Source organism: Streptomyces sp. NEAU-YJ-81 (assembly GCF_017592595.1).
GTDB lineage: Bacteria > Actinomycetota > Actinomycetes > Streptomycetales > Streptomycetaceae > Streptomyces > Streptomyces hygroscopicus_B.
In genome coordinates this window covers 773,802-800,068 of the sequence record NZ_JAGFNO010000001.1, presented here as the reverse complement: position 1 = coordinate 800,068, position 26,267 = coordinate 773,802, and the positions used below count along the sequence as shown (strand labels likewise).

Annotated in this window: 24 protein-coding genes; 10 read left to right on the top strand and 14 right to left on the bottom strand. The window is 71.4% G+C overall.

Going from position 1 to position 26,267, the window contains the following annotated elements; all coding sequences use genetic code 11:
- Positions 1 to 64: 64 nt before the first annotated feature.
- Both J5X86_RS03610 and J5X86_RS03605 read right to left on the bottom strand, forming a co-directional pair.
- A complete protein-coding gene (locus J5X86_RS03610) occupies positions 65 to 754 on the bottom strand; it encodes a response regulator transcription factor (protein ID WP_078642168.1) in 690 nt (229 codons plus the stop codon).
- 110 nt (positions 755 to 864) lie between these two features.
- Complete coding sequence (locus J5X86_RS03605) at positions 865 to 2,061, bottom strand: sensor histidine kinase (protein ID WP_208515317.1); 1,197 nt, start codon at positions 2,059 to 2,061, stop codon at positions 865 to 867.
- A 108-nt stretch (positions 2,062 to 2,169) separates the two neighbouring features.
- Here J5X86_RS03605 and J5X86_RS03600 point away from each other — a divergent pair, with 108 nt between their 5' ends.
- Positions 2,170 to 3,192, top strand: coding sequence for an SAM-dependent methyltransferase (locus J5X86_RS03600; protein ID WP_208515316.1), 1,023 nt, complete (start codon positions 2,170 to 2,172; stop codon positions 3,190 to 3,192).
- A gap of 75 nt (positions 3,193 to 3,267) precedes the next feature.
- Positions 3,268 to 4,410: an NADH-quinone oxidoreductase subunit D gene (locus J5X86_RS03595; protein ID WP_208515315.1), complete on the top strand. Its 1,143-nt coding sequence runs from the start codon at positions 3,268 to 3,270 to the stop codon at positions 4,408 to 4,410.
- Between the two features lie 76 nt (positions 4,411 to 4,486).
- Here J5X86_RS03595 and J5X86_RS03590 read toward each other — a convergent pair whose 3' ends face one another.
- The 4 genes from J5X86_RS03590 to J5X86_RS03575 form a co-directional block, all read right to left on the bottom strand.
- On the bottom strand, positions 4,487 to 5,473 hold the full coding sequence (locus tag J5X86_RS03590; RefSeq protein ID WP_308124435.1) for a hypothetical protein: 987 nt from the start codon (positions 5,471 to 5,473) through the stop codon (positions 4,487 to 4,489).
- Between the two features lie 249 nt (positions 5,474 to 5,722).
- A complete protein-coding gene (locus J5X86_RS03585; RefSeq protein ID WP_208515313.1) occupies positions 5,723 to 6,682 on the bottom strand; it encodes an ABC transporter substrate-binding protein in 960 nt (319 codons plus the stop codon).
- A gap of 213 nt (positions 6,683 to 6,895) precedes the next feature.
- Entirely contained in the window at positions 6,896 to 7,633 is a 738-nt protein-coding gene (locus J5X86_RS03580; RefSeq protein ID WP_208515312.1) for an ABC transporter permease, read from the bottom strand.
- Positions 7,633 to 8,316 (bottom strand): ABC transporter permease, encoded by a 684-nt coding sequence (locus J5X86_RS03575; protein WP_208515311.1) that lies wholly within the window; start codon positions 8,314 to 8,316, stop codon positions 7,633 to 7,635. The genes J5X86_RS03580 and J5X86_RS03575 overlap by 1 nt, the downstream gene beginning before the upstream one ends.
- A gap of 139 nt (positions 8,317 to 8,455) precedes the next feature.
- On the opposite strand from J5X86_RS03575, the gene J5X86_RS03570 reads away from it, so the two are divergent.
- The gene (locus J5X86_RS03570; protein ID WP_208515310.1) at positions 8,456 to 9,613 is read left to right on the top strand and encodes a betaine/proline/choline family ABC transporter ATP-binding protein; all 1,158 of its coding nucleotides are present in this window, start codon (positions 8,456 to 8,458) and stop codon (positions 9,611 to 9,613) included.
- An 84-nt stretch (positions 9,614 to 9,697) separates the two neighbouring features.
- Here J5X86_RS03570 and J5X86_RS03565 read toward each other — a convergent pair whose 3' ends face one another.
- Positions 9,698 to 10,828, bottom strand: a complete 1,131-nt coding sequence (locus J5X86_RS03565; RefSeq protein ID WP_208515309.1) for an esterase family protein — start codon at positions 10,826 to 10,828, stop codon at positions 9,698 to 9,700.
- A 143-nt stretch (positions 10,829 to 10,971) separates the two neighbouring features.
- Here J5X86_RS03565 and J5X86_RS03560 point away from each other — a divergent pair, with 143 nt between their 5' ends.
- From J5X86_RS03560 to J5X86_RS03535, 6 genes are all read left to right on the top strand, one after another.
- Positions 10,972 to 12,804: a phosphatidylglycerol lysyltransferase domain-containing protein gene (locus J5X86_RS03560; RefSeq protein WP_208515308.1), complete on the top strand. Its 1,833-nt coding sequence runs from the start codon at positions 10,972 to 10,974 to the stop codon at positions 12,802 to 12,804.
- A 34-nt stretch (positions 12,805 to 12,838) separates the two neighbouring features.
- A complete protein-coding gene (gene folP, locus J5X86_RS03555) occupies positions 12,839 to 13,717 on the top strand; it encodes a dihydropteroate synthase (RefSeq protein WP_208515307.1) in 879 nt (292 codons plus the stop codon).
- The gene (locus tag J5X86_RS03550; protein WP_014061652.1) at positions 13,714 to 14,199 is read left to right on the top strand and encodes a nuclear transport factor 2 family protein; all 486 of its coding nucleotides are present in this window, start codon (positions 13,714 to 13,716) and stop codon (positions 14,197 to 14,199) included. The genes folP and J5X86_RS03550 overlap by 4 nt, the downstream gene beginning before the upstream one ends.
- 207 nt (positions 14,200 to 14,406) lie before the next feature.
- The gene (gene folB / locus J5X86_RS03545) at positions 14,407 to 14,766 is read left to right on the top strand and encodes a dihydroneopterin aldolase (protein WP_078647503.1); all 360 of its coding nucleotides are present in this window, start codon (positions 14,407 to 14,409) and stop codon (positions 14,764 to 14,766) included.
- Positions 14,763 to 15,356, top strand: a complete 594-nt coding sequence (gene folK / locus J5X86_RS03540) for a 2-amino-4-hydroxy-6-hydroxymethyldihydropteridine diphosphokinase (RefSeq protein WP_208515306.1) — start codon at positions 14,763 to 14,765, stop codon at positions 15,354 to 15,356. The genes folB and folK overlap by 4 nt, the downstream gene beginning before the upstream one ends.
- Before the next feature lie 61 nt (positions 15,357 to 15,417).
- On the top strand, positions 15,418 to 15,915 hold the full coding sequence (locus J5X86_RS03535; RefSeq protein WP_208515305.1) for a DUF3180 domain-containing protein: 498 nt from the start codon (positions 15,418 to 15,420) through the stop codon (positions 15,913 to 15,915).
- Between the two features lie 93 nt (positions 15,916 to 16,008).
- Here J5X86_RS03535 and folE read toward each other — a convergent pair whose 3' ends face one another.
- The 6 genes from folE to dacB form a co-directional block, all read right to left on the bottom strand.
- Positions 16,009 to 16,614 (bottom strand): GTP cyclohydrolase I FolE, encoded by a 606-nt coding sequence (gene folE, locus J5X86_RS03530; RefSeq protein ID WP_059142458.1) that lies wholly within the window; start codon positions 16,612 to 16,614, stop codon positions 16,009 to 16,011.
- Between the two features lie 127 nt (positions 16,615 to 16,741).
- Positions 16,742 to 18,784, bottom strand: coding sequence for an ATP-dependent zinc metalloprotease FtsH (ftsH, locus tag J5X86_RS03525; protein ID WP_208515304.1), 2,043 nt, complete (start codon positions 18,782 to 18,784; stop codon positions 16,742 to 16,744).
- 255 nt (positions 18,785 to 19,039) lie between these two features.
- Positions 19,040 to 19,579: a hypoxanthine phosphoribosyltransferase gene (gene hpt / locus J5X86_RS03520; protein ID WP_043241584.1), complete on the bottom strand. Its 540-nt coding sequence runs from the start codon at positions 19,577 to 19,579 to the stop codon at positions 19,040 to 19,042.
- 61 nt (positions 19,580 to 19,640) lie between these two features.
- Entirely contained in the window at positions 19,641 to 20,744 is a 1,104-nt protein-coding gene (tilS, locus tag J5X86_RS03515) for a tRNA lysidine(34) synthetase TilS (RefSeq protein WP_208515303.1), read from the bottom strand.
- Positions 20,745 to 20,946: 202 nt separating this feature from the next.
- Positions 20,947 to 22,089 (bottom strand): zinc-dependent metalloprotease, encoded by a 1,143-nt coding sequence (locus tag J5X86_RS03510; protein WP_208515302.1) that lies wholly within the window; start codon positions 22,087 to 22,089, stop codon positions 20,947 to 20,949.
- Between the two features lie 146 nt (positions 22,090 to 22,235).
- Positions 22,236 to 23,834 carry a D-alanyl-D-alanine carboxypeptidase/D-alanyl-D-alanine-endopeptidase gene (gene dacB / locus J5X86_RS03505; protein WP_208515301.1) on the bottom strand — a complete coding sequence of 533 codons (1,599 nt, stop codon included), beginning with the start codon at positions 23,832 to 23,834 and terminating at the stop codon, positions 22,236 to 22,238.
- A gap of 86 nt (positions 23,835 to 23,920) precedes the next feature.
- On the opposite strand from dacB, the gene J5X86_RS03500 reads away from it, so the two are divergent.
- Complete coding sequence (locus J5X86_RS03500) at positions 23,921 to 24,412, top strand: inorganic diphosphatase (RefSeq protein ID WP_014061662.1); 492 nt, start codon at positions 23,921 to 23,923, stop codon at positions 24,410 to 24,412.
- Positions 24,413 to 24,556: 144 nt separating this feature from the next.
- Here the strand turns inward: J5X86_RS03500 and J5X86_RS03495 are convergent, their stop codons facing one another.
- Positions 24,557 to 26,263: a threonine/serine exporter ThrE family protein gene (locus J5X86_RS03495; RefSeq protein WP_208515300.1), complete on the bottom strand. Its 1,707-nt coding sequence runs from the start codon at positions 26,261 to 26,263 to the stop codon at positions 24,557 to 24,559.
- Between the last annotated feature and the right edge of the window lie 4 nt (positions 26,264 to 26,267).

Here is a 26,267-nt window from a genome sequence, read left to right as displayed (position 1 = left end):
GCCGTAAGAACGCCGCCGTCAGAGCGCCGTCGTCAGAGCGCCGTCGTCAGAGCGCCGCCGCGCCTCAGCGAGCCGGGCCCGCCGAGCCTCCGGCCCGCACCAGCCCGGTCTCGTAGGCCATCACCACCACCTGCACCCGGTCCCGCAGCTCCAACTTGGTGAGGATGCGCCCCACATGGGTCTTCACGGTCGCCTCGGACAGCACCAGCCGCGCCGCGATCTCGCCGTTCGACAGCCCCTGCGCGACCAGCAGCACCACCTCGCGCTCCCGGTCGGTGAGCCGCTCCAGCTCCGGACGGACCCGTCCGCCGCTTCCCCCACCGCCCGGCAGCATCGGCGCGAACCGGTCCAGCAGCCGACGCGTCGTGCTGGGCGCGACCACCGCGTCACCGCTGTGCACCGCGCGGATCGCCGCGAGCAGTTCCGCGGGCGGCACATCCTTGAGCATGAAGCCGCCCGCCCCGGCCTTGAGCGCGGAGAAGGCGTACTCGTCCAGATCGAACGTGGTCAGGATGATGACCTTCGGCGCCCCTTCCCGCTCGCATATCAGCCGGGTCGCCTCCACCCCGTCCAGCTTCGGCATCCGGACGTCCATGAGGACGACGTCCACCTCCGTGGAGCGCACCGCCTGCAGCGCCTCCACCCCATCGCCCGCCTCGGCGACGATCTCCATATCGGGCTGGGCCGCGAGCACCATCCGGAAGCCGGTACGCAGCAGCACTTGGTCATCGACGAGCATGACGCGAATCGACATTCCGGACGGTTCCCTTCCTCTGGCTGACAGCGCCTCTGGCCGACAGCCGGCTTACAGCGGCCATGGCGCGACGTTACGAGTGCGCATACGGCTCATGATGCGCCCACCGCTCAACGGGCCGGCTTCAGCGGCAGCAGTGCGCTGATCCGGAAGCCGCCGCCCGGCCGCGGCCCCGCGTCGAGCGTGCCGCCCACCATGCCGACGCGCTCGCGCATCCCGATCAGCCCGTGGCCGCTGCCGTCGGCACCGCCGTCCTGGTACATCTCGCGCTGCGCGCCCCGCCCGTCGTCCTCGACCAGCAGCCCGAGCCCGTCGTCGAAGTAGGTGAGGCGGACGCTCGCGCCCACGTCCGGGCCGCCGTGCTTACGGGTGTTGGTGAGCGCCTCCTGCACGATGCGGTACGCGGTCAGCTCGACCCCGCTGGGGAGCTGGCGCGGGCTGCCCACCACCTTGAAGTCCACCGGGAGCCCGGACCCGCGCACCTGCTCCACGAGCTCGTCGATCTGCTCGACATCCGGCTGGGGGACGTAGTCGTTCTCCTCGCCCGGCTCCCCGGTGCGCAGCACGCCCAGCAGCCGCCGCATCTCGGCGAGCGCCTGGCGGCCGGTGCCGGAGATCGTCTCCAGCGCCTGCCGGGCCTGTTCGGGCGAGGCATCCATGACGTACGCGGCGCCGTCCGCCTGCACCACCATCACCGACACGTTGTGTGCCACCACGTCGTGCAGCTCCCGCGCGATCCGGGCGCGCTCGGCGGCCACCGCGACCTTCGACTGCGCCTCGCGCTCCTTCTCCAGCCGGGCGGCCCGCTCCTCCAACTGGGCGTAGTAGGCGCGGCGGGTGCGGATCGAGTCGCCGAGCACCCAGGCCAGTACGAACGGGATGGAGACGAAGACCGCCGAGACGACGTCCTCCCACCAGCCCTGCTGGGAATGCGGCCAGCGGAGGGTGGAGAGGGGGGCCGCGCTGATCGCCACGCCCAGCGCGAAGCGGGAGGCCCGGCGCGAGGAGGCGACCGCCACCGTGTAGACGATCACCAGCATGGCGAAGTCGGCGAGATTGGGCTTGACGCTGGTGGCCAGCTGGGCGACACCGCACAGGATGGCCAGCACCAGCATTTTCTCGGGGGCGCGGCGGCGCAGCGCGACCGTCGTCCCCAGCGCCAGGACGATCGGCACGGCCGCGAAGCGGGAACCCCGGCTCATCTCCGCCTCCACGACCCACAGGAAGCCAAAGCCGACGAGGAGGACGGCCCAGAAGGTGTCCACCCCTGTCGGATGCCTGCGGAGAAATTCGTAGAGGCGCTGCACGTCACCCAGCGTAGGCACCGCCGAACCCTCTCGGGTCAACCCGAGGGGCGATCCGTATCGCCCGGCCCTACTCCCCAAGGTGGAGACGATTCCACATAGCGTGGCGGTGTGGCGACCGAGAAGCATGAGTGGAGCGGATGGCGTACGGCGGCCGAACAGGCGCTGTACGGAAGGGGCGGATTCTTCCGCCGCCCGGAGGGCCCGGCCGGGCATTTCCGCACGTCGGTGCATGCCTCACCGCTTTTCGCCCGGGCGGTCGCGGAGCTGCTGGGCCGGGTGGACGAGGCGCTGGGGCACCCCGCCGAACTGGCGCTGGTGGACCTGGGCGCCGGCCGCGGCGAGCTGCTCACACGGGTGCTCGCCCTGGCCCCCGGCCTGCCGCACGACCTGGACCGGCGGCTGCGACCCTACGCGGTGGAGCGGGCGGAGCGGCCGGCGGGCCTGGACGAGCGGATCGCCTGGCTCGACACCCCGCCCGAGGGGTGCACGGGGCTGCTGTTCGCCAATGAGTGGCTCGACAACGTGCCCGTGGACGTCGCCGAGACCGACGCGGACGGCGTGCCGCGCCGGGTCGAGGTGGATCTCGTGGCCGGGGACGGCACCGAGCGGCTGGGCGACCCGGTGAACGGCGAGGACGCCGCGTGGCTGGCCCGCTGGTGGCCCCTGGCGGACGCCGAACCGGGGCTGCGCGCCGAGATCGGCCATCCGCGCGAGGCGGCCTGGGAGGGGGCCGTGCGCTCCCTGCGGGCGGGCCTCGCGGTCGCCGTCGACTACGGCCACGAACGCGCCGCCCGGCCCCTCTTCGGCACGCTGACCGGCTTCCGCGAGGGGCGCGAGGTCCGGCCCGTACCGGACGGCTCCTGCGATCTGACGGCGCATGTCGCGATGGACGCGTGCGCCGCCGCGGCCGGGCCCGGCGCCGGGCTGATGACCCAGCGCGAGGCGCTGCGCGCGCTCGGCCTCGACGCCCGCCGCCCCCCGCTCGCCCTGGCCTCCACCGACCCCACCGCCTACGTCCGCGCCCTCGGCGCGGCGGGCGAGGCCGCGGAGCTGACCGACCCCGCCGGTCTCGGCGCCTTCACCTGGCTCCACCACCCGGTGGATCTGCCGCACAACCCGCTCCGGCCGTAGAGGCCACCGCATCGCGTCCCCGGCGGTGTTACGAGCCCCCGCGGGGACCTTCGGGGGAGCTGAGAGACTGGGGGCATGACGGAGACGACAGTCGGCATCGGCGGCGCCGCGGAGAGCACCGACATGGTGCTCAACATCGGCCCACAGCACCCCTCCACTCACGGAGTGCTACGGCTGCGGCTGGTCCTCGACGGAGAGCGGATCCAGAGCGCCGAACCGGTCATCGGCTATATGCACCGGGGCGCGGAGAAGCTCTTCGAGGCGCGCGACTACCGCCAGATCATCATGCTGGCCAACCGCCACGACTGGCTCTCCGCCTTCTCCAACGAACTCGGCGTCGTGCTCGCCGTCGAGCGGATGCTGGGCATGGAGGTCCCGGAGCGGGCGGTGTGGACCCGTACGCTGCTCGCCGAGCTCAACCGGATCCTGAACCACCTGATGTTCCTCGGCTCCTACCCCCTGGAGCTGGGCGGCATCACGCCGATCTTCTACGCGTTCCGGGAGCGCGAGGACCTCCAGCACGTCATGGAGGAGATCTCCGGCGGCCGGATGCACTACATGTTCAACCGGGTGGGCGGCCTCAAGGAGGACCTCCCAGCGGGCTGGCTGGGCCGGGCCCGGCAGGCCGTGGCCGAGGTGCGCTCGCGGATGAACGTGTACGACGACCTGGTGCTCGGCAACGAGATCTTCCGGGGCCGCACCCGCGACGTCGGCGTCCTGACCCGCGAGACGGTGCACGGGTACGGGGTCAGCGGCCCCATCGCCCGGGCCTCGGGGGTCGACTTCGATCTGCGGCGCGACGAGCCGTATCTGGCCTACCCGGAGCTCCAGGACGTCCTTAAGGTCGTCGTCCGCCAGGAGGGCGACTGCCTCGCCCGGTTCGAATGCCTGCTGGAGCAGGCGCACAACTCCCTGGCGCTGGCGGACGCCTGCCTGGACCGGCTCGACGAGCTCCCGGCGGGGCCGATCAACCAGCGGCTGCCGAAGGTACTCAAGGCGCCCGAGGGCCACACCTACGCCTGGACCGAGAACCCGCTCGGCCTCAACGGCTACTACCTCGTCTCCAAGGGCGAGAAGACGCCGTACCGGCTGAAGCTCCGCTCGGCCTCGTTCAACAACATCCAGGCGCTCACCGAACTGCTGCCGGGCACCCTCGTCGCCGACATGGTGGCGATCCTGGGGTCGCTCTTCTTCGTCGTCGGCGACATCGACAAGTAGGCGACATCGACGAGTAGGCGGCGACGCCAAGACGCCGCGCGGGCGCGATCCCGGACCCGCCGCGCGGGCGATCCCGTTACGAGATCGCGCTGCGCAGCTCCCCGAGGTCGATCTGTTCCGTCTCGTCGTGCGCGGTCAGGTCGATGACCTCGCCCACCGCGCCCTTCCTGGTCTCCGCGAGGGTCTCGTCGCCGATCACATCGGCGAGGTCCTCCTCGGCGGGTTCGGGCTCCCGCTGCTGCTTCTTCGGGTGCTTCTTCTGGGTGCCGAAGTAGTCGAAGCCGCGCTCCGAACGGGAGGCGGCCCGGCGTGCCGCGGCATACGGCACCACCGCCGAGGCGGCCGTACGGGCGTGGACGGGCGGCTCCTGGGGGCCGTCGTCGTCCTGCCCGCCGGCCGCCGGGGGCTTCCCCAGCGTGGCGGCACCGCCCTTGTCGCGGCTCTCGCGACGGCCCTCGCGCCCGTCGCGCTGCGCGTCCTTCTCGGCGTCCATCGCGGGGGTCGTGGCGTCGACCCGGGCGCCCGCGGCGGCGGCCTGCTCCCGGCGCTCCTTCTGCCGTCGCGCGCTCTCCCTGAGCCGGCTCAGCGCCTCGTCGGCCTTGGCGTACGCGGTGGCCGACGGCATGGCGCGCCCGGAGGCGGCGCCGTCCGGCTCGTTCGGCTCGACGCTCGACCCGGCGGATTCGGCGGGCCGGGCCGCCGCCTCCAGCGCCTTCGCCGGGGACGCGGCCTCCAGCGCGAGCCGGCGGCGGCCCTCCAGGGCGGTGGCTCGCTCGGTCTCGGCCGTGGCGTAGCGGCGCAGCAGCTCGGCGTGCTCGTTGCGCAGCCGGGCGAGCTCGGCGCGCTTGGCGCGCAGCCGGGTGTTGAGCGCGGTGCGGAGCTCGCTCGCCTTCTCGGCGTCCGCCTCGAGCTCCGCGATCCGCTCCTCGTACTTCATCTCCTGGCGCGCGGCCTCGCTCGCGGCCTCCGCGACCCGGCGGCCGGCCGAGCGGTCCCAACGGCGCATCAGGAAGGCGCCGACGACCGCGGCGGCGGCCGCGGTCGCGGCAAGCCCGCGGATCACGACCGTATCGCCGACCAGCCAGGCTCCGGCGGCGCAGGTTATTGACGCGACTGCGACCGAAGCGGAGGGAAGAAGCCTGTGCAGGGGTGGGGATTGGCGGTGGCGTCCACGTGGCATGGCCCGAAACTTACCGTGCAAAGGGGTCGCTTGGGTGCCCGCCGGGCCAGATCTGTTGTCAATCCGTTGGCAAATAGCGGCGGTCGCGCGGCCGTGATCCCTTGCCAAGCCCTCCCGAGCGGGGTTTTGATCCTACTTCACCAGCCCCTTGTCCCGCAGGTAGTCGGCGGCGACATCCGTCGGCTTGAGCCGCTCGGCGTCAACTTTCTTGTTGAGTTCCCGCAGATCGGCGGTCGTCAGTACCTTGGTGAGCTTGTTCAGCGAGTCCGCGATCTTCTGCGAGCCGGCGGACTTCGCATTCACCACGGGAAGTACGTTGTCGGCATTCTGCAGATTTTTGTCGTCGTCGAGCAGGACGAGCCCGAACTGATCCAGCGTGCTGTCCGTGGTCGTGGTCAGGACCATCTGGTCCTTACCGTCCTTGACGGCCTGCTTGGCCTGGACGCTGCCGATGTCCAGCGGGTCGATCCCGGCGATGTCGATGCCGTACTTCTTCTCCAGACCCGGCTGGCAGAAGGGGCGCTTGGGGCATTCGTCGCCCGCCGCCAGGGTGACCTTCTGCTTCGACTTCCCGAGGTCGGAGAGCGTCTTGAGATCATGTTCCTTCGCGAAGTCACCGCTGACCGCGAAGGCGTTCTGGTCCACGGCCTTGCCGGGGTCCAGCACCTTCAGCCCGCGCGGTTCGGCGAGCTTCTTCAGCGCCGTGACCGTCTCGTCGACGTCCGAGGAGGCCACCGGGGCGGCATTCGACCCGTTCTTCTTCTGGTTGAGGAATTCGGCCAGCGTCGCCGCGTACTCCGGTACGACATCCATCTGGCCCTTCTCCAGGGCCGGTTCATACAGCTCGCGGGCGTCCACGGTCTTGATCGAAGTGGAATAGCCGGCGTCCTTCAGAACCCCCGCGTACAGCTCCGCGAGGATCTTCGACTCGGAGAAGGAGGCGGATCCGATCACCAGCGAGCCCTTGCCCGGTTTCCCGGAGCTGTCACCGCCGCTCGACTTCTCCAGGCTGTCCCCGCCACATGCGGTCAGTCCGGCTGTCAGCGCGGCGACCCCCGCCACGGCCGCCGCCGCCCGATAGATCTTGCTCATGGTTCCCCATCCGTAGTTGTCCGCGTCGTCGCGTCTTCCGCGTCGGCCGCGTTTTCTGCGTTCTCCGCGTTCCGCGTTTTTCTGCGTCGTCGGCGCTCTGTGGGTTGTCCGCGCTCTCTGCGTCAGCCGCGCCATCCCCGTCACCCGGGCTGTCCGCCCTGGGTTGTCCGCACCCGCGTGCGTCCGGTCGCGGGAGGGCTCGGCCCGCGGGTTCTACGTCTTCAGCACCGGCGAGGCGGGGGCCTGGTCGGCGGGCGGGCGGCGGGCGGCGGCCGGCCGCCGCCCCGTCCTGAGCCGCATCGGGTCGAGCACCAGCCCCAGCACCACGAAGACGCCCTCGACCACCAGCGCGAGGCCCGCGACCAGCACCGCCCCGGCCACCACCTGCGGGGTGTCGGTGAGCCGGAAGCCCGCCGTGATGATCCGGCCGAGACCGCCGCCGCCGGGCAGCGCGGCCAGCGTCGCGGTGGCCACGACCTGCACCGCGGCCGTGCGTACGCCCGTCATGATGAGCGGGAACGCCAGCGGCAGCTCGACCCTGCGGATGAGCTGGCCGCCCGTCATCCCCATCCCGCGGGCCGCCTCCACGACTTCCTGGTCCGCCTCGTGCACCCCGACATAGGCGTTGGTGAGCAGTGGCGGGATGGCGAACAGCACCAGCGCGATGATCGTGGGCCACTGGCCGTGCGTCCCCAGCGGGCTGAGCAGCAACAGCACCAGCACCGCGAAGGTGGGTACGGCGCGCCCCGCGTTGGAGATGTTGACCGCGAGCGCGCCGCCCTTGCCGATATGGCCGAGGGCCACGGCGATCGGCAGCGCCACCGCGCAGGCGATCGCCAGGCAGGCGAAGGTCAGGAACAGATGCTGGCCCAGCCGGTGCCACACCCCGTCGGGGCCCGCCCAGTGCGACCCGGTGGCCAGCCAGGTCCACGCCTTGGCGACGACGTCCATCAGGTGGTGCCCTTCCGACTCTTGCGCGCCCACGGCGTGAGCAGCCGCTGGAGGGCGAGCAGCAGCAGATCCGCCACGACCGCCAGCGCCACGCACAGCACGGAGGCGGTGAGCACCTCGGCCTTGAAGAAGCTGCGCATGCCTTCGTAGATGAGGTTGCCGAGGCCGCCGTATCCGATGATCGCGCCCACCGTGGTGAGCGAGACCGTGGAGACGGTGGTGATCCGCAGCCCGGCCATCAGCGCGGGCAGCGCGAGCGGCAGTTCCACGCCGAACAGCAGCCGCAGCGGGCCGTACCCCATGCCCCGGGCCGCCTCCCGCGCCTCTTCGGGCACCGAGGCGAGACCGGCCATGATGTTGCGCACCAGGATCGTGAGCGAATAGAGCACCAGACCGGTGATCACCACCGCGGCCGAGACCCCGAACACCGGCAGCAGGAGCGAGAACATCGCCAGCGACGGCACCGTGTAGAGGATCGTGGTCAGCCCCAGCACCGGCCCCGCGACCACCCGCCAGCGGCGGGCCAGCAGCGCCAGCGGAAAGGCGACCAACAGACCGATCGCGACCGAGGCGAGCGTGATCCACACATGCTCGAGCGTCGCGTCCGTCAGCTCCTGACCACGTGTGCGTACATACTCACCGCATATCCACTCGTTACTGATCAGACAGTTTCCGTCGGCCATACGCTCACCTCCCCCGTCGGGTCACGGCCCGTTGCTCTTCACAATTCCTGGTGACCCTAACCCCGAGAGATGACAATCTCGTCCGATCGCCACACAACAGCAACAATGTCTGCCACGAATGCGGCAACAATGAGGAGCCATGATCCGTTTCGAGCATGTCACCAAGCGCTACCCCGATGGCACGACGGCCGTGGACGACCTCTCCTTCGAGGTGGCGGAGGGTGAACTGGTCACCCTGGTCGGCCCCTCGGGCTGCGGCAAGACGACGACGATGAAGATGGTGAACCGGCTCATCGAGCCGACCTCGGGGCGGATTCTGGTGGACGGCGAGGACATCGCCGAGGCTGATCCGGTCGCCCTGCGCCGCCGTATCGGCTATGTCATCCAGCAGGTCGGGCTGTTCCCGCACAAGACCGTGCTCGAGAACACCTCCACCGTGCCGCATCTCCTGGGCTGGCAGCGGAAGAAGGGGCGGGAGCGCGCCGCCGAGCTGCTCGACCTGGTCGGCCTCGACCCGTCCGTCTACGGCGACCGCTACCCCGACCAGCTCTCCGGTGGCCAGCGGCAACGCGTCGGCGTGGCCCGCGCGCTGGCCGCGGATCCGCCGGTGCTGCTGATGGACGAGCCGTTCGGCGCGGTCGATCCGGTCGTACGCGAGCATCTGCAGAACGAATTCCTGCGACTTCAGTCACAGGTGCGCAAGACCGTGCTCTTCGTCACGCATGACATAGAGGAGGCGGTCCGGCTCGGAGACCGCATCGCGGTCTACGGCTCGGGGCGGATCGAGCAGTTCGACACCCCGGCCACGGTGCTGGGCGCGCCCGCCACCCCGTATGTGGCCGACTTCGTCGGCGCGGACCGCGGGCTGAAGCGGCTGTCGGTCACCCCCATCGAGCCGGGCGACCTGGAGCAGCCGCCCGTCGTCCACCTGGACGACCCGCTACCCAAGGCGGCCGCCCGGCTGGCCTCGGACGGGGCGCGCTGGGCCGTCGTCCTGGACGACGCGGAGCGGCTGCACGGCTGGATCCCGGCGGACGCGGTCGACGGCCCGAAGGGGACCGTACGGGACCAGGCGCGCCGGATGGAGGCGTGGTTGCCGGTCGGGGCGCCGCTCAAGCAGGCGTTCAGCACGATGCTGCAGCATGACGCGGGCTGGATCGCGGTGCTGGACGAGGACCGCTTCCTCGGCGTTCTCACCCCGGCCCGGCTCCATGAGGCCCTCCGCCGCTCGATCGACGCCGACGCGGGCGGCATTGCCCGCGGGGACGTCGAGTTGCAGACCGTCGCCGACGTGTAGGACGCCCCCGGGCCCTCCGGACCTCCCCCGGACTCCCCCGACGCCTTCCAGAGGCTTTCGGGGGTTCGGGGGAGCCCCGGGGGCTCAGCGGTCGCTGAGGCGGCCGCCGAGCCACTCCAGCGCGGCGGGGACCTCCCGCTTCCAGGTGTTGAAGTTGTGGCCGCCGGTGTTCAGGATGATCGACGAGATGCGGGTCGGCTCCCCGCGCCGGTTCAGCCGCTTCACCTTGTTCACGAAGCGCACGGTGTCCCGGTAGTTCCGCTCACCATGCTCACTGCTGGAGACCAGCAGCGACACCGGCGGCGCCGGCTTGTGGGACAGCCGCCACATCAGGTCGTTCTCCCGCTCCAGCCGCTTGCTGCCACCGAAGAGATCGCCCGTGGTCGCGTCGATCGGGGCCTTGTACGACGGGGAGAGCCCGGCCGCCGCGGAGAACGCGTCGGGGTGGCGCATCGCCATCTTCAGGGCGCAGTAGCCGCCGGTGGAACTTCCGATGACGCCCCAGTTACGGGCCCGCTGACCCACGCGATAGTGGTCGGCCACGGCCTTCGGCAGGTCCTTGGTGAAGAACGTCTCGGTCCGCGGCCCATCCGGCACGTCCACGCACTCGGTGTCGCGCGGCGGCGCGACCGTCGGCCGCATCATCACCAGGACGAGGGGCTGCATCCTCCCCGCTTTCACCAGCTTATGCGAGTTCTGGGGGTATTTCAGGCCATTGATGAGGGCTTCGGTGGTGCCCGGGTATCCGGTCAGCACCAGCGCGGCGGGGAAGGTCCGCCGGGCGTACTCGGGCCGGAAGTACTCCGGGGGCAGATAGATGTACGCGGGGCTCGCGATCCCGGAGACCGGTCCCTGGATGTTCACCTTCTCGACACGCCCGGCGACCTTGGGCGACGAGCCGCCGTCCACGGCCAGATGGCGGGTCTCGGTGACCCGCACCCGGGTACCGGGGGTGTCGTGGTCCACCACGACACCCGGCTCGTCCTGCGTACCGAAGAGGTCGGACCAGGAACCGTAGAAGCCGAACGACTGATTGGCGAACAATCCGAACGCCGCGAACACGGTGAGCTGCGTCCCCAGTAGCATGCCGACCCGGCCGAGCACGGGAGCCACTCCGCGCCCGGACAACCGGGGCCACAGCCATATCGTGGCCGCGAACAGCAGCAACGCCGCTACGACCGCCGCGATCACGAGGTTGTTGCTCGTGAGACCCATCACTATCTTTCTGCCGGGCGGCCGGCTCCCCCGTGCCGCGGTTGGAACCCCGCTGCCTCAAATGGCGTCTACCAGGGCGCAAATCGTGCGGATGCCACGCAACAGAACCAAAGATCCTCTTGACCGAAGCGACGGGAATGCAGATGCCTGACAGTCAAGATGCCGAAACGTCCGGAGAGGTTCCCAACCGGATACGGCGCCTGCTGCGCGGCCCCAGGCCGGAGGCGATGCCCACGGTCGTCGGCACCGCCTGCACGCTCATCGGGCTGATGGACATCGTCTTCCCCCGGCTGCGCCACAGCAGGGTGCACGCGCTGGCCGAGCTGCTGCCGGGCGCCGTGAGCTCCCTGGCCGCCGCCGCCTCGATCGTGGTCGGTCTGCTGCTGCTGATGCTGGCCCACGGCCTCAAACGGCGTAAGCGGCGGGCCTGGGTCGCGGCCGTGGCGCTGCTGCCCGTCGGCGCGGCCGCCCAGCTCCTCTACCGGCACTCGGTCATCGGCATGGTTCTCTCCCTCGTCCTGATGGGGGTGCTGATCCGCTACCGCGCCGAGTTCGCGGCGCTGCCCGATCCGCGCAGCCGCTGGATGGCGCTGGCCAACTTCGTGGTCATGGGCGCGGTCAGCGTCACCGTGGGACTGCTCATCGTCCGTTCGCATCCGGACGCCATCCAAGGCCGTCCCTCGCTCGGCGCGCAGCTTCAGCACGTCCTGTGGGGCCTGTTCGGCTTCGAGGGGCCGGTCGACTACCGCCACGGCGCGGACTACACCGTCGGCTACTCGCTCGGCGCGCTGGGCCTGCTGACCGTCGCCACCACCGCCTATCTCGCCTTCCGCCCCGAGCACCCCGCCGCCCGCCTCACCCCCGGGGACGAGGAGCGGCTGCGGGAGCTGCTCGACGCCCACGGGCGCCGCGACTCGCTCGGCCACTTCGCGCTCCGCCGCGACAAGGCCGTGGTCTTCTCCCCCAGCGGCAAGGCCGCGGTCTGCTACCGCGTGGTCTCCGGGGTGATGCTCGCCAGCGGCGACCCGGTCGGCGACGTGGAGGCGTGGCCCGGCGCGATCGCCTGCTTCATGGAGGAGGCCCGGGCCCACTCCTGGACCCCGGCGGTGATGGGCTGCAGCGAGACCGGCGGCGAGGTGTGGACCCGGGAGACCGGCCTGGACGCGCTCGAACTCGGCGACGAGGCCATCGTCGATGTGGCCGACTTCACCCTGTCCGGGCGGGCCATGCGCAACGTACGCCAGATGGTCAAGCGGATCGAGCGGGCCGGCTACCAGACCCGGGTGCGGCGCGCCGCCGACCTGGGCCCCGAGGAGCTGGAGGCCATCCGGCGCGCCGCCGCCGACTGGCGGGGCACCGACACCGAGCGCGGCTTCTCGATGGCGCTGGGCCGGATCGGCGACCCGGCGGACGGGGACACGGTCATCGCCACCGCCCACAAGGCCGCGGGCGAGGGCGGTGAGGAGGGCCCGTACGGGGACCTCAAGGCCGTACTGCACTTCGTACCGTGGGGCCCGGACGGAATGTCCCTGGAGCTGATGCGGCGCGACCGGAGCGCCGACCCGGGCATGAACGAGCTGCTGATCGTGGCCGCCCTGCAGGCCGCCCCCGAGCTGGGCGTGGAGCGGGTGTCGCTGAACTTCGCGATGTTCCGCTCGGCGCTGGCGCGCGGCGAGAAGCTCGGCGCGGGCCCGGTGCTGCGCGGCTGGCGGGCGCTGCTGGTGTTCCTCTCCCGCTGGTTCCAGATCGAGTCGCTGTACAAGTTCAACGCCAAGTTCCAGCCGCGCTGGGAGCCGCGCTTCGTGGTCTTCCGCAACACCCGCGACCTGCCCCGGATCGGCCTGGCCGCGATGCAGGCCGAGGGCTTCGTCTCGCTCGCCCTGCCCCGGCTGCTGCGCCGCGGACCGCGCCCCGAGCCCCGGCCCTGCGCCCATCGGCAGCTGGCCGACGGGCGGGGGCTGCAGCAGGCAGCCTGATCCAGAAGGCACCCCCTACGCCTAGGCTGGGCACATGAGCACGTTGCATGGGCGGGGACGGGTGGCCGGACTGCCGGAGTGGGACCGGTGCGCGGTGATGGGCGTGGTGAACGTCACGCCGGACTCCTTCTCCGACGGCGGCCGGTGGTTCGACACCGAACTGGCCGTCAAGCACGGTCTCGATCTGGTCGCCGCCGGGGCCGACCTGGTGGACGTCGGCGGTGAGTCGACCCGGCCCGGCGCGGCGCGCGTCGACGAGGCCGAGGAGCTGCGCCGGGTGATCCCCGTCGTCCGGGAGCTGGCCGCGACCGGTGCCGTGATCAGCGTGGACACCATGCGGGCCACGGTGGCCGAGCGGGCCGTGGCGGCCGGGGCCCGGCTGGTCAACGACGTCAGCGGCGGCGGCGCCGACCCCGCGATGGTGCCCACGGTGGCCGCGGCGGGGGTGCCGTTCGTGGTGATGCACTGGCGCGGCCAGTCGATCGACATGAACAACCGAGCGGTGTACGCGGACGTGGTCGGCGAGGTCGTCGCCGAGCTGCGCACCGGCCTGGAGCAGGCCGTCGCGGGCGGTATCGACCCGGAGCGGATCGTGATCGACCCGGGCCTGGGCTTCGCCAAGGACGCCGGGCACGACCTGACCCTGGTCGCCCATCTGTCCGCGCTGCGGGAACTGGGCCGCCCGCTGCTGGTGGCGGCCTCCCGCAAGCGGTTCCTGGGGCGCGTCCTGGCGGGCGACGGGGGCAGCCCGCCGCCGGCCAGGGAGCGGGACGCCGCCACGGCGGCGGTCACCGCGCTCGCGGCGCGCGAGGGCGCCTGGGCCGTCCGGGTACACGAGGTACGGGCCAGCGCGGACGCGGTGCGCGTGGCGCGGGCCATCGAGCGGGCCGAAAACGCGGCGGGAGCGCTGTGACTTCCCTTACGGACAACGAACGTGTGGCGCAGGTGAACACCGCGCTGTACGACGCCATGGAGCAGGGCGACCACACCACGCTGCAGCGGCTGTGGCTGGACTCCCCCGACACCGAGGTGTCCTGTGTCCACCCGGGCTGGCCGGTGCTGCGCGGCCGGGGCGAGGTGCTCCGCTCCTATGCGCTGATCATGGCCAACACGGACTACATCCAGTTCTTCCTGACGGATGTCGAGGTGTCGGTAATGGCCGACACCGCCCTGGTGACCTGCACCGAGAACATCCTCAGCGGCGCCCCCGCGGAGGAGGAGGGCCAGCTCGGCCCGCTGGTGGGCCAGCTGGTCGTGGCCACGAATGTGTTCCGCCGCACGGAGGACGGCTGGAAGGTCTGGTCGCACCACGGCTCCCCGGTGCTCGCGGAGAGTGACGACGAGGAGCCGGGTGGTCCCGAAGGCCCCGCCGACGACGGGTTGTTGCCGGGCTGACCCGACCCCGTTCGAGCCCCGCGAGGTGGGGGTAGAAGGCTGTGGCGCGGAGCGTCGGCAGCGGGCACCGCCCACCCCATGGGCGAATGCCGCCGGGGCCCGCAGGTAGATTGCGAGGCAGGTACCCCCACAGACGGCAGGGGACGGGTGGTGCGCTCCGGCCAGGAGGGCGTGCCCGCGTACCGACGACCAGCAGGAGTGATTCAGGTGGATCGTGTCGCGCTGCGCGGCCTGAAGGCTCGCGGGCACCACGGCGTGCTACCCCATGAGCGCGAGGAGGGCCAGGACTTCGTCGTGGACCTCGTGCTCGGCCTGGACACTCGGCCCGCCGCGGCCGACGACGACCTCGGCAAGACCGTCCACTACGGCGTGGTGGCGGAAGAGGTCGTGGCCGTGGTGCGGGGTGAGCCGGTCGATCTGATCGAGACGCTGGCCGAACGGATCGCCGACCGGTGCCTCAAGTACGACGTGGTGCGGGAGGTCGAGGTCGTGGTGCACAAGCCCCAGGCCCCGATCACCGTGCCCTTCGACGACGTGACCATCACCATCACCCGGAGCCGAGTATGAGCAGCAGCGACCCGACCGTGCAGCCCGTTCCCATCTCCGTGGTGGAGCAGGTGGACGCCGCCGATGTGACGTTGAGCAACCCCAAACGAGCGGTGATCTCGCTCGGCAGCAATCTGGGCAACCGCCTGGAGACCCTCCAGGGCGCCATCGACGCGCTGGAGGACACCCCGGGCCTGCGCGTCAAGGCCGTGTCGCCGGTGTACGAGACGGACCCGTGGGGCGTGGAGCCCGGCACCCAGGCCACGTACTTCAACGCCGTGGTGCTGATCAAGACGACGCTGCCGCCGTCCTCGCTGCTGGAGCGCGGCCACGCGATCGAGGAGGCGTTCGAGCGGGTGCGGGACGAGCGCTGGGGCCCGCGCACCATCGACGTGGACATCGTGGCGTATCAGGACGTGATGTCCGACGACCCCCAGCTGACCCTGCCGCATCCGCGCGCCCATGAGCGCGCCTTCGTGCTGGTGCCGTGGAACGACGTGGATCCGCAGGCCGAGGTCCCCGGGCGCGGGGCGGTCGCGGGGCTGCTGGCCGCGATGGGCCACGAAGGTGTCCGGGTCCGCACCGATCTGGAACTGCGACTGCCCGAGTAGACGTTGATCCGGATAGATTCCGGACACGTTGGCACGTACTGAATTGAGGGGCGACCGCTCGGTGAAGCAACTTCGGATCGGGGTGCTGGTCGGGCTGTTCGCCGTGGCCGGTGTGGTGTCGTGGGCAGGCGCCCGGCTGTGGGACACGTTCGGGTCGCTGCCGAGCGTCCCGGTGGCCGCGCCGATCGTGCTGGCCCTGATCGCGGTCGTGCTGGCCGCCACCGCGCTGTCGCTGCGGTCCCGGCTGCGCGCCCAGCGGGAGCGGCAGCCAGGCGCCAAGGGCGTGGACCCGATGGTGGCCGCCCGTGCGGTGGTCTTCGGGCAGGCCAGCGCGCTGGTGGCGGCGCTGATCGCGGGGATGTACGGCGGGGCGGGCGTCTTCCTGGCCATGGAGCAGCTCGATGTGCCCGCCCGGCGGGATCAGGCCATCTACGCCGGGGCCTCGGTGCTGGCGGCCGCGGGGGTGGTGGCGGCCGCGTTCTTCCTGGAGCGGGTCCTCAAGCTCCCGGAGGACGACGACAACGACGGCAACGGCCCGAGCGCCACGGCCCGCGCCTGAGGCGCGGCGGAGGCCCAAAGGCCACGAGCCGACCCGTACGGGCCCGTCAAGCGGGGCCGAGGCCCATTGCCCGGCCTGAGCGCCCGGAGCCGCTCAGCGGGCCATGATGAGGCTCATGGCCTCGGCCCGGGTGGCCGGATCGCGCAGCTGGCCGCGGACGGCCGAGGTGAGCGTCTTGGCGCCGGGCTTGCGCACCCCGCGCATGGTCATGCACATGTGCTCGCACTCGACGACCACGATCACCCCGCGCGGCTCCAGTATCCGCATCAGGGACTCGGCGATCTGAGTGGTCAGCCGCTCCTGGACCTGGGGGCGGCGGGCGAAGACATCGACCAGCCGGGCCAGCTTGGACAGCCCGGTGATCTTGCCGTCGTGGGACGGGATATAGCCCACATGGGCGACGCCCACGAACGGCACCAGGTGGTGCTCGCAGGAGGACATCACCTCGATGTCCTTGACCAGCACCATCTCGTCATGGCCCAGGTCGAAGGTGGTGGTCAGGACGTCCTCGGGCTCCTGGCGCAGCCCCGCGAAGATCTCCTTGTAGGCACGGGCCACCCGGCCCGGCGTCTCGCGCAGCCCCTCCCGGTCGGGGTCCTCGCCAACGGCGATCAGCAGCTCGCGGATCGCGTTCTCGGCGCGCTTCTCGTCGAACACGCCAATGGGGCTCTCGCCGTCCAGCGTCACCGGGTCGGTCATGGAGCTGCCTCGTTCCTCACATAAACACAACGAACGCGTAAATGCCGCGTTCACCAGGCTAGAACCTGGTGGACGCGGCATTCATTCCGGGGCCACCGGGGACGGAAACCGCCCCCGGTGGTGGGGATCAGCTCTCCGAACCGGAGCCCGAGCCCTCAGGACGCTCGGCGACGTCCTCCGGAGTGGTGCTCTTGGTCAGCGAAGCCGCCGAGGTGGGCTGGGCACCGTTGGCCGGGGCCAGCTCCTTGGGGGAGAGCACCGGCGGACGGGTCGAGGGCGTACGCCGCGAGGAGCCGGTCCACGCCGGGCGGGCCGGGCGCTTGACGATCGGGGCGAAGATCTCGGCGATCTGCTCCTTGTTCAGCGTCTCCTTCTCCAGCAGCGCCAGCACCAGGTTGTCCAGGACGTCCCGGTTCTCGACGAGAATCTCCCAGGCCTCGTTGTGCGCGGCCTCGATGAGCTTCTTGACCTCCTCGTCCACCAGCGCGGCGACCTCTTCCGAGTAGTCGCGCTGGTGAGCCATCTCACGGCCGAGGAACGGCTCGGAGTTGTCGGAGCCGAACTTGATCGCGCCGAGCCGCTCGGTCATGCCGTACTGCGTGACCATCGCGCGGGCGGTGGTGGTCGCCTTCTCGATGTCGTTGGACGCGCCCGTGGTCGGGTCGTGGAAGACGAGCTCCTCCGCCGCCCGGCCGCCCATCATGTAGGCGAGCTGGTCCAGCATCTCGTTGCGCGTGGTCGAGTACTTGTCCTCGTCGGGCAGGACCATGGTGTAGCCCAGGGCCCGGCCTCTGGAGAGGATCGTGACCTTGTGCACCGGGTCGCTGTTCGGAGAAGCCGCCGCGACCAGGGCGTGACCGCCCTCGTGGTACGCGGTGATCTTCTTCTCCTTGTCGCTCATGATCCGGGTCCGCTTCTGCGGGCCGGCCACGACTCGGTCGATCGCCTCGTCCAGGAAGTGGTTGTCGATCAGCTTCCCGTCGCTGCGGGCCGTCAGCAGGGCGGCCTCGTTCAGCACGTTCGACAGATCGGCACCGGTGAAGCCGGGGGTGCGACGGGCGACGGCCGACAGGTCGACGTCCGGAGCGACCGGCTTGCCCTTCTGGTGGACCTTGAGGATCTCCAGCCGGCCCTGCATGTCCGGGCGGTCGACGGCGATCTGCCGGTCGAAGCGGCCCGGGCGCAGCAGCGCCGGGTCGAGGATGTCGGGCCGGTTGGTGGCGGCGATCAGGATGACCCCGCCCTTCACATCGAAGCCGTCCATCTCGACGAGCAGCTGGTTCAGCGTCTGCTCGCGCTCGTCATGGCCGCCGCCCATGCCCGCACCGCGGTGCCGGCCGACGGCGTCGATCTCGTCGACGAAGACGATGGCCGGGGCGTTGGTCTTGGCCTGCTCGAACAGGTCGCGCACACGGGAGGCACCCACACCCACGAACATCTCGACGAAGTCGGAGCCGGAGATCGAGTAGAAGGGGACACCCGCCTCGCCCGCGACGGCACGCGCGAGCAGCGTCTTACCCGTACCGGGCGGGCCGTAGAGCAGCACACCCTTGGGGATCTTGGCGCCCACGGCCTGGAACTTCGCCGGCTCCTGGAGGAACTCCTTGATCTCCTGGAGCTCCTCGACCGCCTCGTCGGCGCCCGCCACATCGGTGAACGTCGTCTTCGGCGTGTCCTTGGTGATCAGCTTGGCCTTCGACTTCCCGAAGTTCATCACTCGGGAGCCGCCGCCCTGCATCTGATTCATCAGGAACAGGAAGACCACGACGATCAGCACGAACGGGAGCAGCGAGAGCAGAATCCCGACGAAGGGGTTCTGCTTCGACGTCGAGACGTTGTACCCGTCGGGGATCCCGTTGGGCTTCTGGGCATTGGCCTGCAGAGTCTTGGCGAGATCGACGCCCTGGTCACCGATGTAGGTGGCCTGGAGCTTGTCGCTGCCCGAGATCTTGGCGACGTTGTCCTTGAGGTTGATCTTTACCTTGTGCTCGTCGCCGGTCGTCAGTTCGGCGGACTGGACCTGGTTCTGGTTGATCGCCTTGACGACCTGACTGGTGTCCACCGACTTGTAGCCGCCGGACGAGCCGACGACCTGCATCAACACGACCACGGCGAGGACGGCCAGCACGATCCACATGACCGGCCCACGGAAGTAGCGCTTCACGTCCATCCATACGGGGCGAAGCCGCCCCGTCCCTCCTGCCACAGTGAGGCACGGCAGCCCTGGAGGGGCCGCCTGTGCGTGCGGTGTATTGCGGTGTATTTGCGGTGTATGAGCTGTGTAATCCTCAGTCTCAAAAAAGACTGACCTTCGGACGGTACCCCAGCATTGTCACCCGACGCCGCCGTGGACTGTTAACAAAACCGCCTTCCCCTGCTCCAACGGCGGAAAACCCCGCCAGGTTCCCAGGGGTCCGCGGCGCCGTCAGCCGCCGTAGACGTGGGGGGCCAGGGTGCCGACGAACCGCAGGTTCCGGTACTTCTCGGCGTAGTCCAGCCCGTAGCCGACGACGAACTCGTTGGGGATGTCGAAGCCGACCCACTTCACCTTGATGGCGACCTTGGCCGCCTCCGGCTTGCGCAGCAGGGTGCAGACGTTCAGCGAGGCCGGCTCACGCGAGCCCAGGTTCGACAGCAGCCACGACAGCGTCAGTCCGGAGTCGATGATGTCCTCGACGATCAGGACGTGTTTGCCCTTGATGTCGGTGTCCAAGTCCTTCAGGATACGCACCACCCCGGAGGACTGGGTGCCCGCGCCGTAGGACGACACGGCCATCCAGTCCATGGTGACGGGCGTGGACAGGGCACGTGCCAGATCCGCCATCACCATGACCGCGCCCTTGAGCACGCCGACGATCAGCAGATCCTTGCCCGCGTACTCCTCGTCGATGGTGGCCGCCAGCTCCGCCAGCTTCGCGTTGATCTCTTCCTCGGTGATGAGGACCGACTTGAGGTCGGTGCCCATGTCCTTGTCGTCCACCCGCGCCACTTTCGTTCGACGTACCGGCTCATCTGGCTCGGGCGGATCAGCCCTGCCGGATGACCAGTCTGCCACCCTCACGGCGGACCTCGACGCGGCCGGGGAGGTTGATGGCCCGCTGCCCCCGCCAGCCGGTGATCAGCCGGTCCACCTCTTCGATGTGGCGGGCGAAGAGCGAACCGGCCGGCGCGCCCGCGGCGATGGCGGCGCGGCGCAGCACCCGGCGGCGGACGGCGGTGGGCAGTCCGTGCAGGCCGACGGTGTCGAGATGCACGGCCTGCGCACCACCGGCCGCCGCCGGTGCGGTGGTCATCACATCGGCCTCGGCGCGGGCGGCCCAGGCGTCGAGGGCGTCGGCGTCGTCACGGGAGAGCTGGGCGGTGCGGGCGAGCGCCTCGACGACGCCCTTGCCCAGCGCCTTCTCCAGGATGGGCAGTGCCTCGTGGCGGACCCGGGAGCGGGTGTAGGACGGGTCCACGTTGTGCGGGTCGTCCCAGACGGGCAGCGACTGGGCCAGGCACGCCTCGCGGACCGTATGCCGGTCCAGTTGGAGGAAGGGACGGCGGTAGCGGCCGTCGGCCCCGGAGACCCAGGCCATACCGGACAGCGAGCGGGTGCCGGAGCCGCGGGCGAGGCCCAGCAGAACCGTCTCGGCCTGGTCGTCACGGGTGTGACCGAGCAGCACGGCGGTGGCGCCGTGGCGCTCGGCGGCGCCGTCCAGCGCGGCGTAACGGGCGTCCCGGGCGGCGGCCTCGGGGCCGCCGCCGCGGCCGACGGACACGGCGACAGCCTCGACCGGCGCCAGGCCCAGCGCCCGCATCCGGTCGGCGACCTCGGCGGCGCGGGCGTCGGAGCCCTGCTGCAGGCCGTGGTCGACGGTGACCCCGCCGGCCCGCAGGCCGGCCCGCGGGGCCTCGAAGGCGAGGGCGGAGGCGAGCGCCATGGAGTCGGCGCCGCCCGAGCAGGCGGCGAGTACGAGGGGCGCGCCGTCGCGCGGGGCGGAGCCGCGGGGGGCGGGGGCCGAACGCGTCGAAGGCGAAGAGGCGGCGGAGGGCGAGCAGGAGGACGAGGCCGAGTGGGCGACGAGGACGTCGTGGAGGACGCGGCGTACCGCGAGGCGTATCGCGGCGACCGCTGGATGGGGACCCATGTCCGTTTCCCATCTGTCATTCGAGGGGGTGCCTCGGGGGGTGCGAGGAGTTACGCAGCTTTCGTCACGCTGCGTATGTCGATGGTGACAGAAGCGAGCTGTTCCCCGAGCATCGCACGCCTACCCGTCGCCAACGGTCCCTCGGACGAGTGATTAAAGGGGGCGTTCGTCCGTTTCCGCGTGTGCCGGGAGTGTGCCGGTTCTAGGACTCCGCCTTACGGTGCACCCGCGCGACCCACTCGGCGGGTTTGCTGATCTCCGCCTTGGTCGGAAGGGTGTTGGGCGAGGTCCAGACACGGTTGAAACCGTCCATGCCGACCTCGTTCACCACGGCCCGGACGAATCGCTCACCGTCACGGTACTGCCGCAGCTTGGCGTCGAGCCCCAGCAGCTTGCGCAGCGCCTGGTCGAGGCGGCCCGCGCCGCTCGCCCGGCGCCTCTGGAACTTCTCCCGGATCTCCGCGACGGACGGCACGACCTCCGGCCCCACCCCGTCCATGACGTAGTCGGCGTGCCCCTCCAGCAGCGACATCACCGCGGTCAGCCGGGCCAGGATCTCCCGCTGGGAGGGGGTCTGGACCAGCTCGATGATGCTGGGCGCGCCGCGCCCGTCCTCCTCGTCCCCCTCGTCACCGGGACGGCCGCCGCCGCTCAGCGACTGGAAGGCCTCGCGGACCCGCTCCAGCAGGGTGGCCGGGTCCACGTCGGTCTCGCCGAGGAACGCCTGGATCTCGGACTCGATGTGGTCGCGCAGCCACGGCACGGCGGTGAACTGGGTGCGGTGGGTCTCCTCGTGCAGCGAGACCCACAGCCGGAAGTCGTGCGGGGCCACGTCGAGTTCGCGCTCCACGTGGACGATGTTGGGCGCCACCAGCAGCAGCCGGCCGCCGCCCGGGGAGCCGGGCAGCTCGCGGGTCGCGGGCGCGAAGGTCTCGTACTGGCCGAGCACCCGGGAGGCGAGGAAGGACAGCAGCATCCCCAGCTCGACCCCGGTCACCTTGCCGCCGACCGCGCCCAGCACGGCCCCGCCGGGCAGTCCGCCGCGCCGGTCCTGCATCTTGCCGAGCAGCGGTTTGAGGATCTGCCGGAAGCCCGCCACATTGGCCTTGATCCAGCCCGCGCGGTCCACGACGAGGACGGGGGTGTCCGAGGCCGGGCCGCCGGAGACGGCCATCCGGGTGAACGCGCGGACGTGCTCCTCCGAGGACTTGGCGTGCCGCCGCAGCTCCGCGACGACGGCACGCGCCTCGTCGCGACTCACCTCGGGCCCGGGGCGTACCAGCCGGGTCGCGGTCGCGACCGCGAGATTCCAGTCGACCATCTCCACACCACCGATGCTCGTCATGGCTTCACGGTACGTGGCCCGCGCCCCATCCGGGAGGACACCGGGGTCCGCACAGGCGGCCACCCCGCGTCCGGGTCACCCTCGTGGCCTTACGGCGGCCACCGTGGCACGGCCGCCCCCGCGGCCGGGCCGGGTCGCCCTCGCGGTCAGCGGCAGCCGCAGTTGGCGAGGGCCGAGGCCATCCGGTCCAGGGCGCGCTGGGCGCCGTCGGCGTCGGTGGTGCCGTTGGTCATGAACGCGAAGACCAGCAGCCGGCCGTCCGCGTCCACGACCGAGCCCGCGAGGCTGTTGACCCCGGTGAGGGTGCCGGTCTTGGCGCGGACCACGCCCCGGCCGACCGCGTCCTGGGCGTAGCGGGTGCGCAGGGTGCCGCTGAAACCGGCCACCGGCAGCCCGGTGAGCAGCGACCGCAGTTGGGGGTGGTCGCGGTCGGCGGCGCGCACCAGCACCTGGGCGAGCAGCCCGGCGGACACATGGTCGGCGCGGTCGAGCCCGCTGCCGTCCGCGATCCGGGCACCGCTCAGCGGCAGCCCGAGCTTGCGCAGCCGCTGGGTCACGGCCTTCGCCCCGCCCGCGAAGCTGGCGGGCTTGCCGGCCGCGAGGGCGGTCTGCCGGGACAGGGCCTCCGCGATGTCGTTGTCGCTGTTGGTCAGCATCCGCTCGACGAGCGAGGACAGCGGCTGGGAGCGGACGGAGGCCACCGTACGGGCGCCCTTGGCGGCCTTGCGCGAGCCGGGCTCGCCCTTCACCTCGACACCGCGGTCGCGCAGCATCGACGCGAAGGTGCCGGCCGCGTCGGCGGCCGGGTCCTCGGCGCGCGGGGCCGGGCCATGGTCGCTGTCGTCCTTACGGCCCTCGTCGGCCATCAGGGGGACGACGGGCGAGAGGTTCTCGTTGGGGCCAATCGGGTGGAGCTTCGACCCCGAGTAGAGCGATGTGTCGTAGCCGAGCCGGTAGGGGCCCGCGCCGCGCTTCTTGAGGGCGCGGGCGGTGGCGTCGGCCAACTGGCCGAGTGCGGCGGGGTGGTCGTCCCCCTTGACGGCCCGCGCGGTGAGCGTGGGGTCGCCGCCGCCGACCAGCACGATGTCGTCCTTGCCCGCGCCCGCCACGACGCTGGTCCTGATGCGGTGGTCCGGGCCGAGCGCGGAGAGGGCCGCGGCACCGGTCGCGAGCTTGATCGTCGAGGCGGGGACCGTGGCCGTACCCGCCTTGCTGCCGAACACCTGCTGACCGGTGGTCACGTCCATCACCGCCACCGAGCGCTCATCGCCCAACGCGGGATCCTCCAGCAGCGGTTCGAGCGTGTCGGCGAGCCCCGCCCCGGTGGGCGGCGGCACGGCGTCCCCGCCGCTGTCCGGCGACCGGGGCGCGGGGCGCGCGCCGAGCGCGGCCAGGACGGGCGAGGCGCTGGGCGCGGGCCGCCCCGGGCCGCCGTCACGCCCGTCGCCCGGGGCCCGGTCCTCGGCGGCGCGGGCGCGTTCGGCCGTCCGCCGTCCGCCGTCCCAGGGCCCGGCCACGAGCACCGACACCACGGCGACCACCAGACCGGTCGCGGCGGAGACCGTCACCAACTGCCAGGTCCGCTGCTGCTCCCGGGGCGTGCGCCGCCATTCGCGCCGGATACGGGCGCGCACGCGGTCCCATTCGCGCAGCCCACGACCGCGCGCGCGGTCGAACTCGCGTCGCCCACGGCTCAGCCGGTGACTCAGCCACTCCCTGACCTGCCACGATCGGGCTTCAGGCACGACCGACCAGCCCCTTTCGCCACCACACACCTGCGTGGGGGACACTTAATCACCAGACGTATGTGTTGATCATGGAGGAGCCACCCGTGGAGTTCGACGTCACCATCGAGATCCCGAAGGGTTCGCGGAACAAGTACGAGGTGGACCACGAGACGGGTCGCATCCGTCTTGACCGGCGACTCTTCACGTCGACCAGCTACCCCGCGGACTACGGCTTCGTCGAGAACACCCTCGGCGAGGACGGCGATCCGCTGGACGCACTGGTCATTCTCGACGAGCCGACGTTCCCCGGCTGCCTGATCAAGTGCCGTGCCATCGGCATGTTCAGGATGACGGACGAGGCGGGCGGCGATGACAAGCTGCTTTGCGTACCGGCCTCGGACCCCCGGGTGGAGCACCTGCGTGATATTCACCACGTTTCGGAGTTCGATCGCCTGGAAATCCAGCACTTCTTCGAGGTCTACAAGGACCTTGAGCCGGGCAAGTCGGTCGAAGGGGCCAACTGGGTGGGCCGCGCCGAGGCCGAGGCCGAGGTGGAGGCGTCCATCAAGCGCCTCGAGGCCGCCGGCGGCCACTGAGTCCTGACCACGCGAGAGGGCGGGACACCCTGTGGGTGTCCCGCCCTCCGGCGTTTCCGGGCCCGGGGCGGCGGCGGCCCCGGGTGAGCGCGGCCAGGACGGGCGCGGCCCAGGCGGGCGCAGGCCCAGGCCGCGCGGCCCCCGTCAGAAGCCCCTCGTGCGCTTGGCGGCGCGGCGGTCGGAGGGGTCGGTGGTGGCGCCGGGGGTCTTCAGGAAGAGGCGCGCGGCCTCGCCTCCCAGGTTCACCCCTATGGCGATCGCCAGGGCCAGCGCCGCCGCCTGGGTGAGGAACGGAATGCCGCGGTCCAGGTTGCCCTGGGCCAGGGCGAGCAGGCCGAAGTAGGTCGCGCTACCGGGCAGCAGCGGCCCTATCGCCGCCGTGACGTACGGCAGCGCCGAGGCGTACCGATAGCGCGAGAGCAACTGGCCGAAGAGGCCGACCAGCCCGGCGGCCACGGTCGTGGCGGCCACCGGCGGGATGTCGGCGGTGTCGGCCAGCGCACCGTAGACCACCCAGGCGACCCCGCCGTTGAGCGTGGCGAACAACACGGTGTGACGTTCCTGCTGGAGCAGGATGCAGAAGGTCAGCGCGAGCAGCATCGCCGCCAGGATCTGGATCACCGGCCGCTCCACATGGCGCAGCGCCGCCTCCGGGTTCAGCTTGGCGTCGAGCTGGACGCCCCCGTAGAGCACCGTGAGCACCCCGCACACGATGCCCACGATCAGATAGCCGACTTCCAGCAGGCGGGCCGCCGCGGTGATGTAGTAGCCGGTCAGCCCGTCCTGGACGCCCGCGACCAGCGCCCGCCCCGGGATCAGTGCGAACAGCCCACCGGTGATCACGGCGGACGCCTGAAGTCCGGAGTTCATGAGGCTGAGCGCCACGCCCATCGCGGCGGGCGGCATCGCCGCGGCCACGAACTGGTAGAACTCCGGAAGCCCGCGCCCCGAGGCCAGCCACGCCAGCCGGTCGCCGAACATCGCGCCGATGGCCGCCGCGAAGAAGACCGGCCAGTCACCGCCGACCAGCATGCTCGCCGCGCCGGCCAGCCCGCCGCCCGCCACGGTGAGTGCCCAGCCCGGGTAGGGGTGGCGGTTACGGCGTATCTCGGCGAGCCGCCGGTACGCCTCCTCCAGCGTGAACTCCTCCTGCGAGGTGATGTCGTCCACCAGCCGGAAGACCGCGGACAGCCGGGTGTAGTCGGTGCCCCGGCGCCGCACGGTCCGGCTGGCGGTGACCGGGTCGTCCACCAGCGAGGGCTGGTAGCTGACCGACAGCAGGGTGAAGGTGACGGTCGGCTCGCAGCGGTCGAGCCCGTACGCGTGCGCCACGCCGAGCATCGCCGCCTCGACGTCCTCGGCCCCCTCGCCGCCCGCGAGCAGCAGCTCGGCGATGCGGAGGGTGAGGTCGAGCACACGCGGCACGGCCGGCCCGGTCTCGTCCTGCTGCTCGACGCGCTCGGGCGTCGGACGCTCGCTGACCGGCATGCGCAGCATCGTGCGCATCCGGTCCTGCCAAGGGGCGTCCTTGGTCAGCCTGACGACGGGGAAGCCATTCGGCGGGGTGACGGCGGGGAAACCGCCCGTGGTCTGGTTGTTCGACGGGGTCTTCACCCCGGGGGGCGGCACGAAGGCCGAGCCCTCGGGTTCGACGGCGGTCTCCGCCGTCAGCCCGCCGGGGACAGCGAACTCCGATGTCGGGTGCTCGTCCTCGGGCGGAGGCGGCATGGGTATGCCGAGGGGAGGGGTGAAGGCGCTGTGCGCCTCGTCGGACTGGGGCTTCTGGTTCTCCCCTGTGTCCGTGTCCACCGCGCTCGCACCGCGCGGCGTCTGCTGACGGTCCGGCCTCACGTCT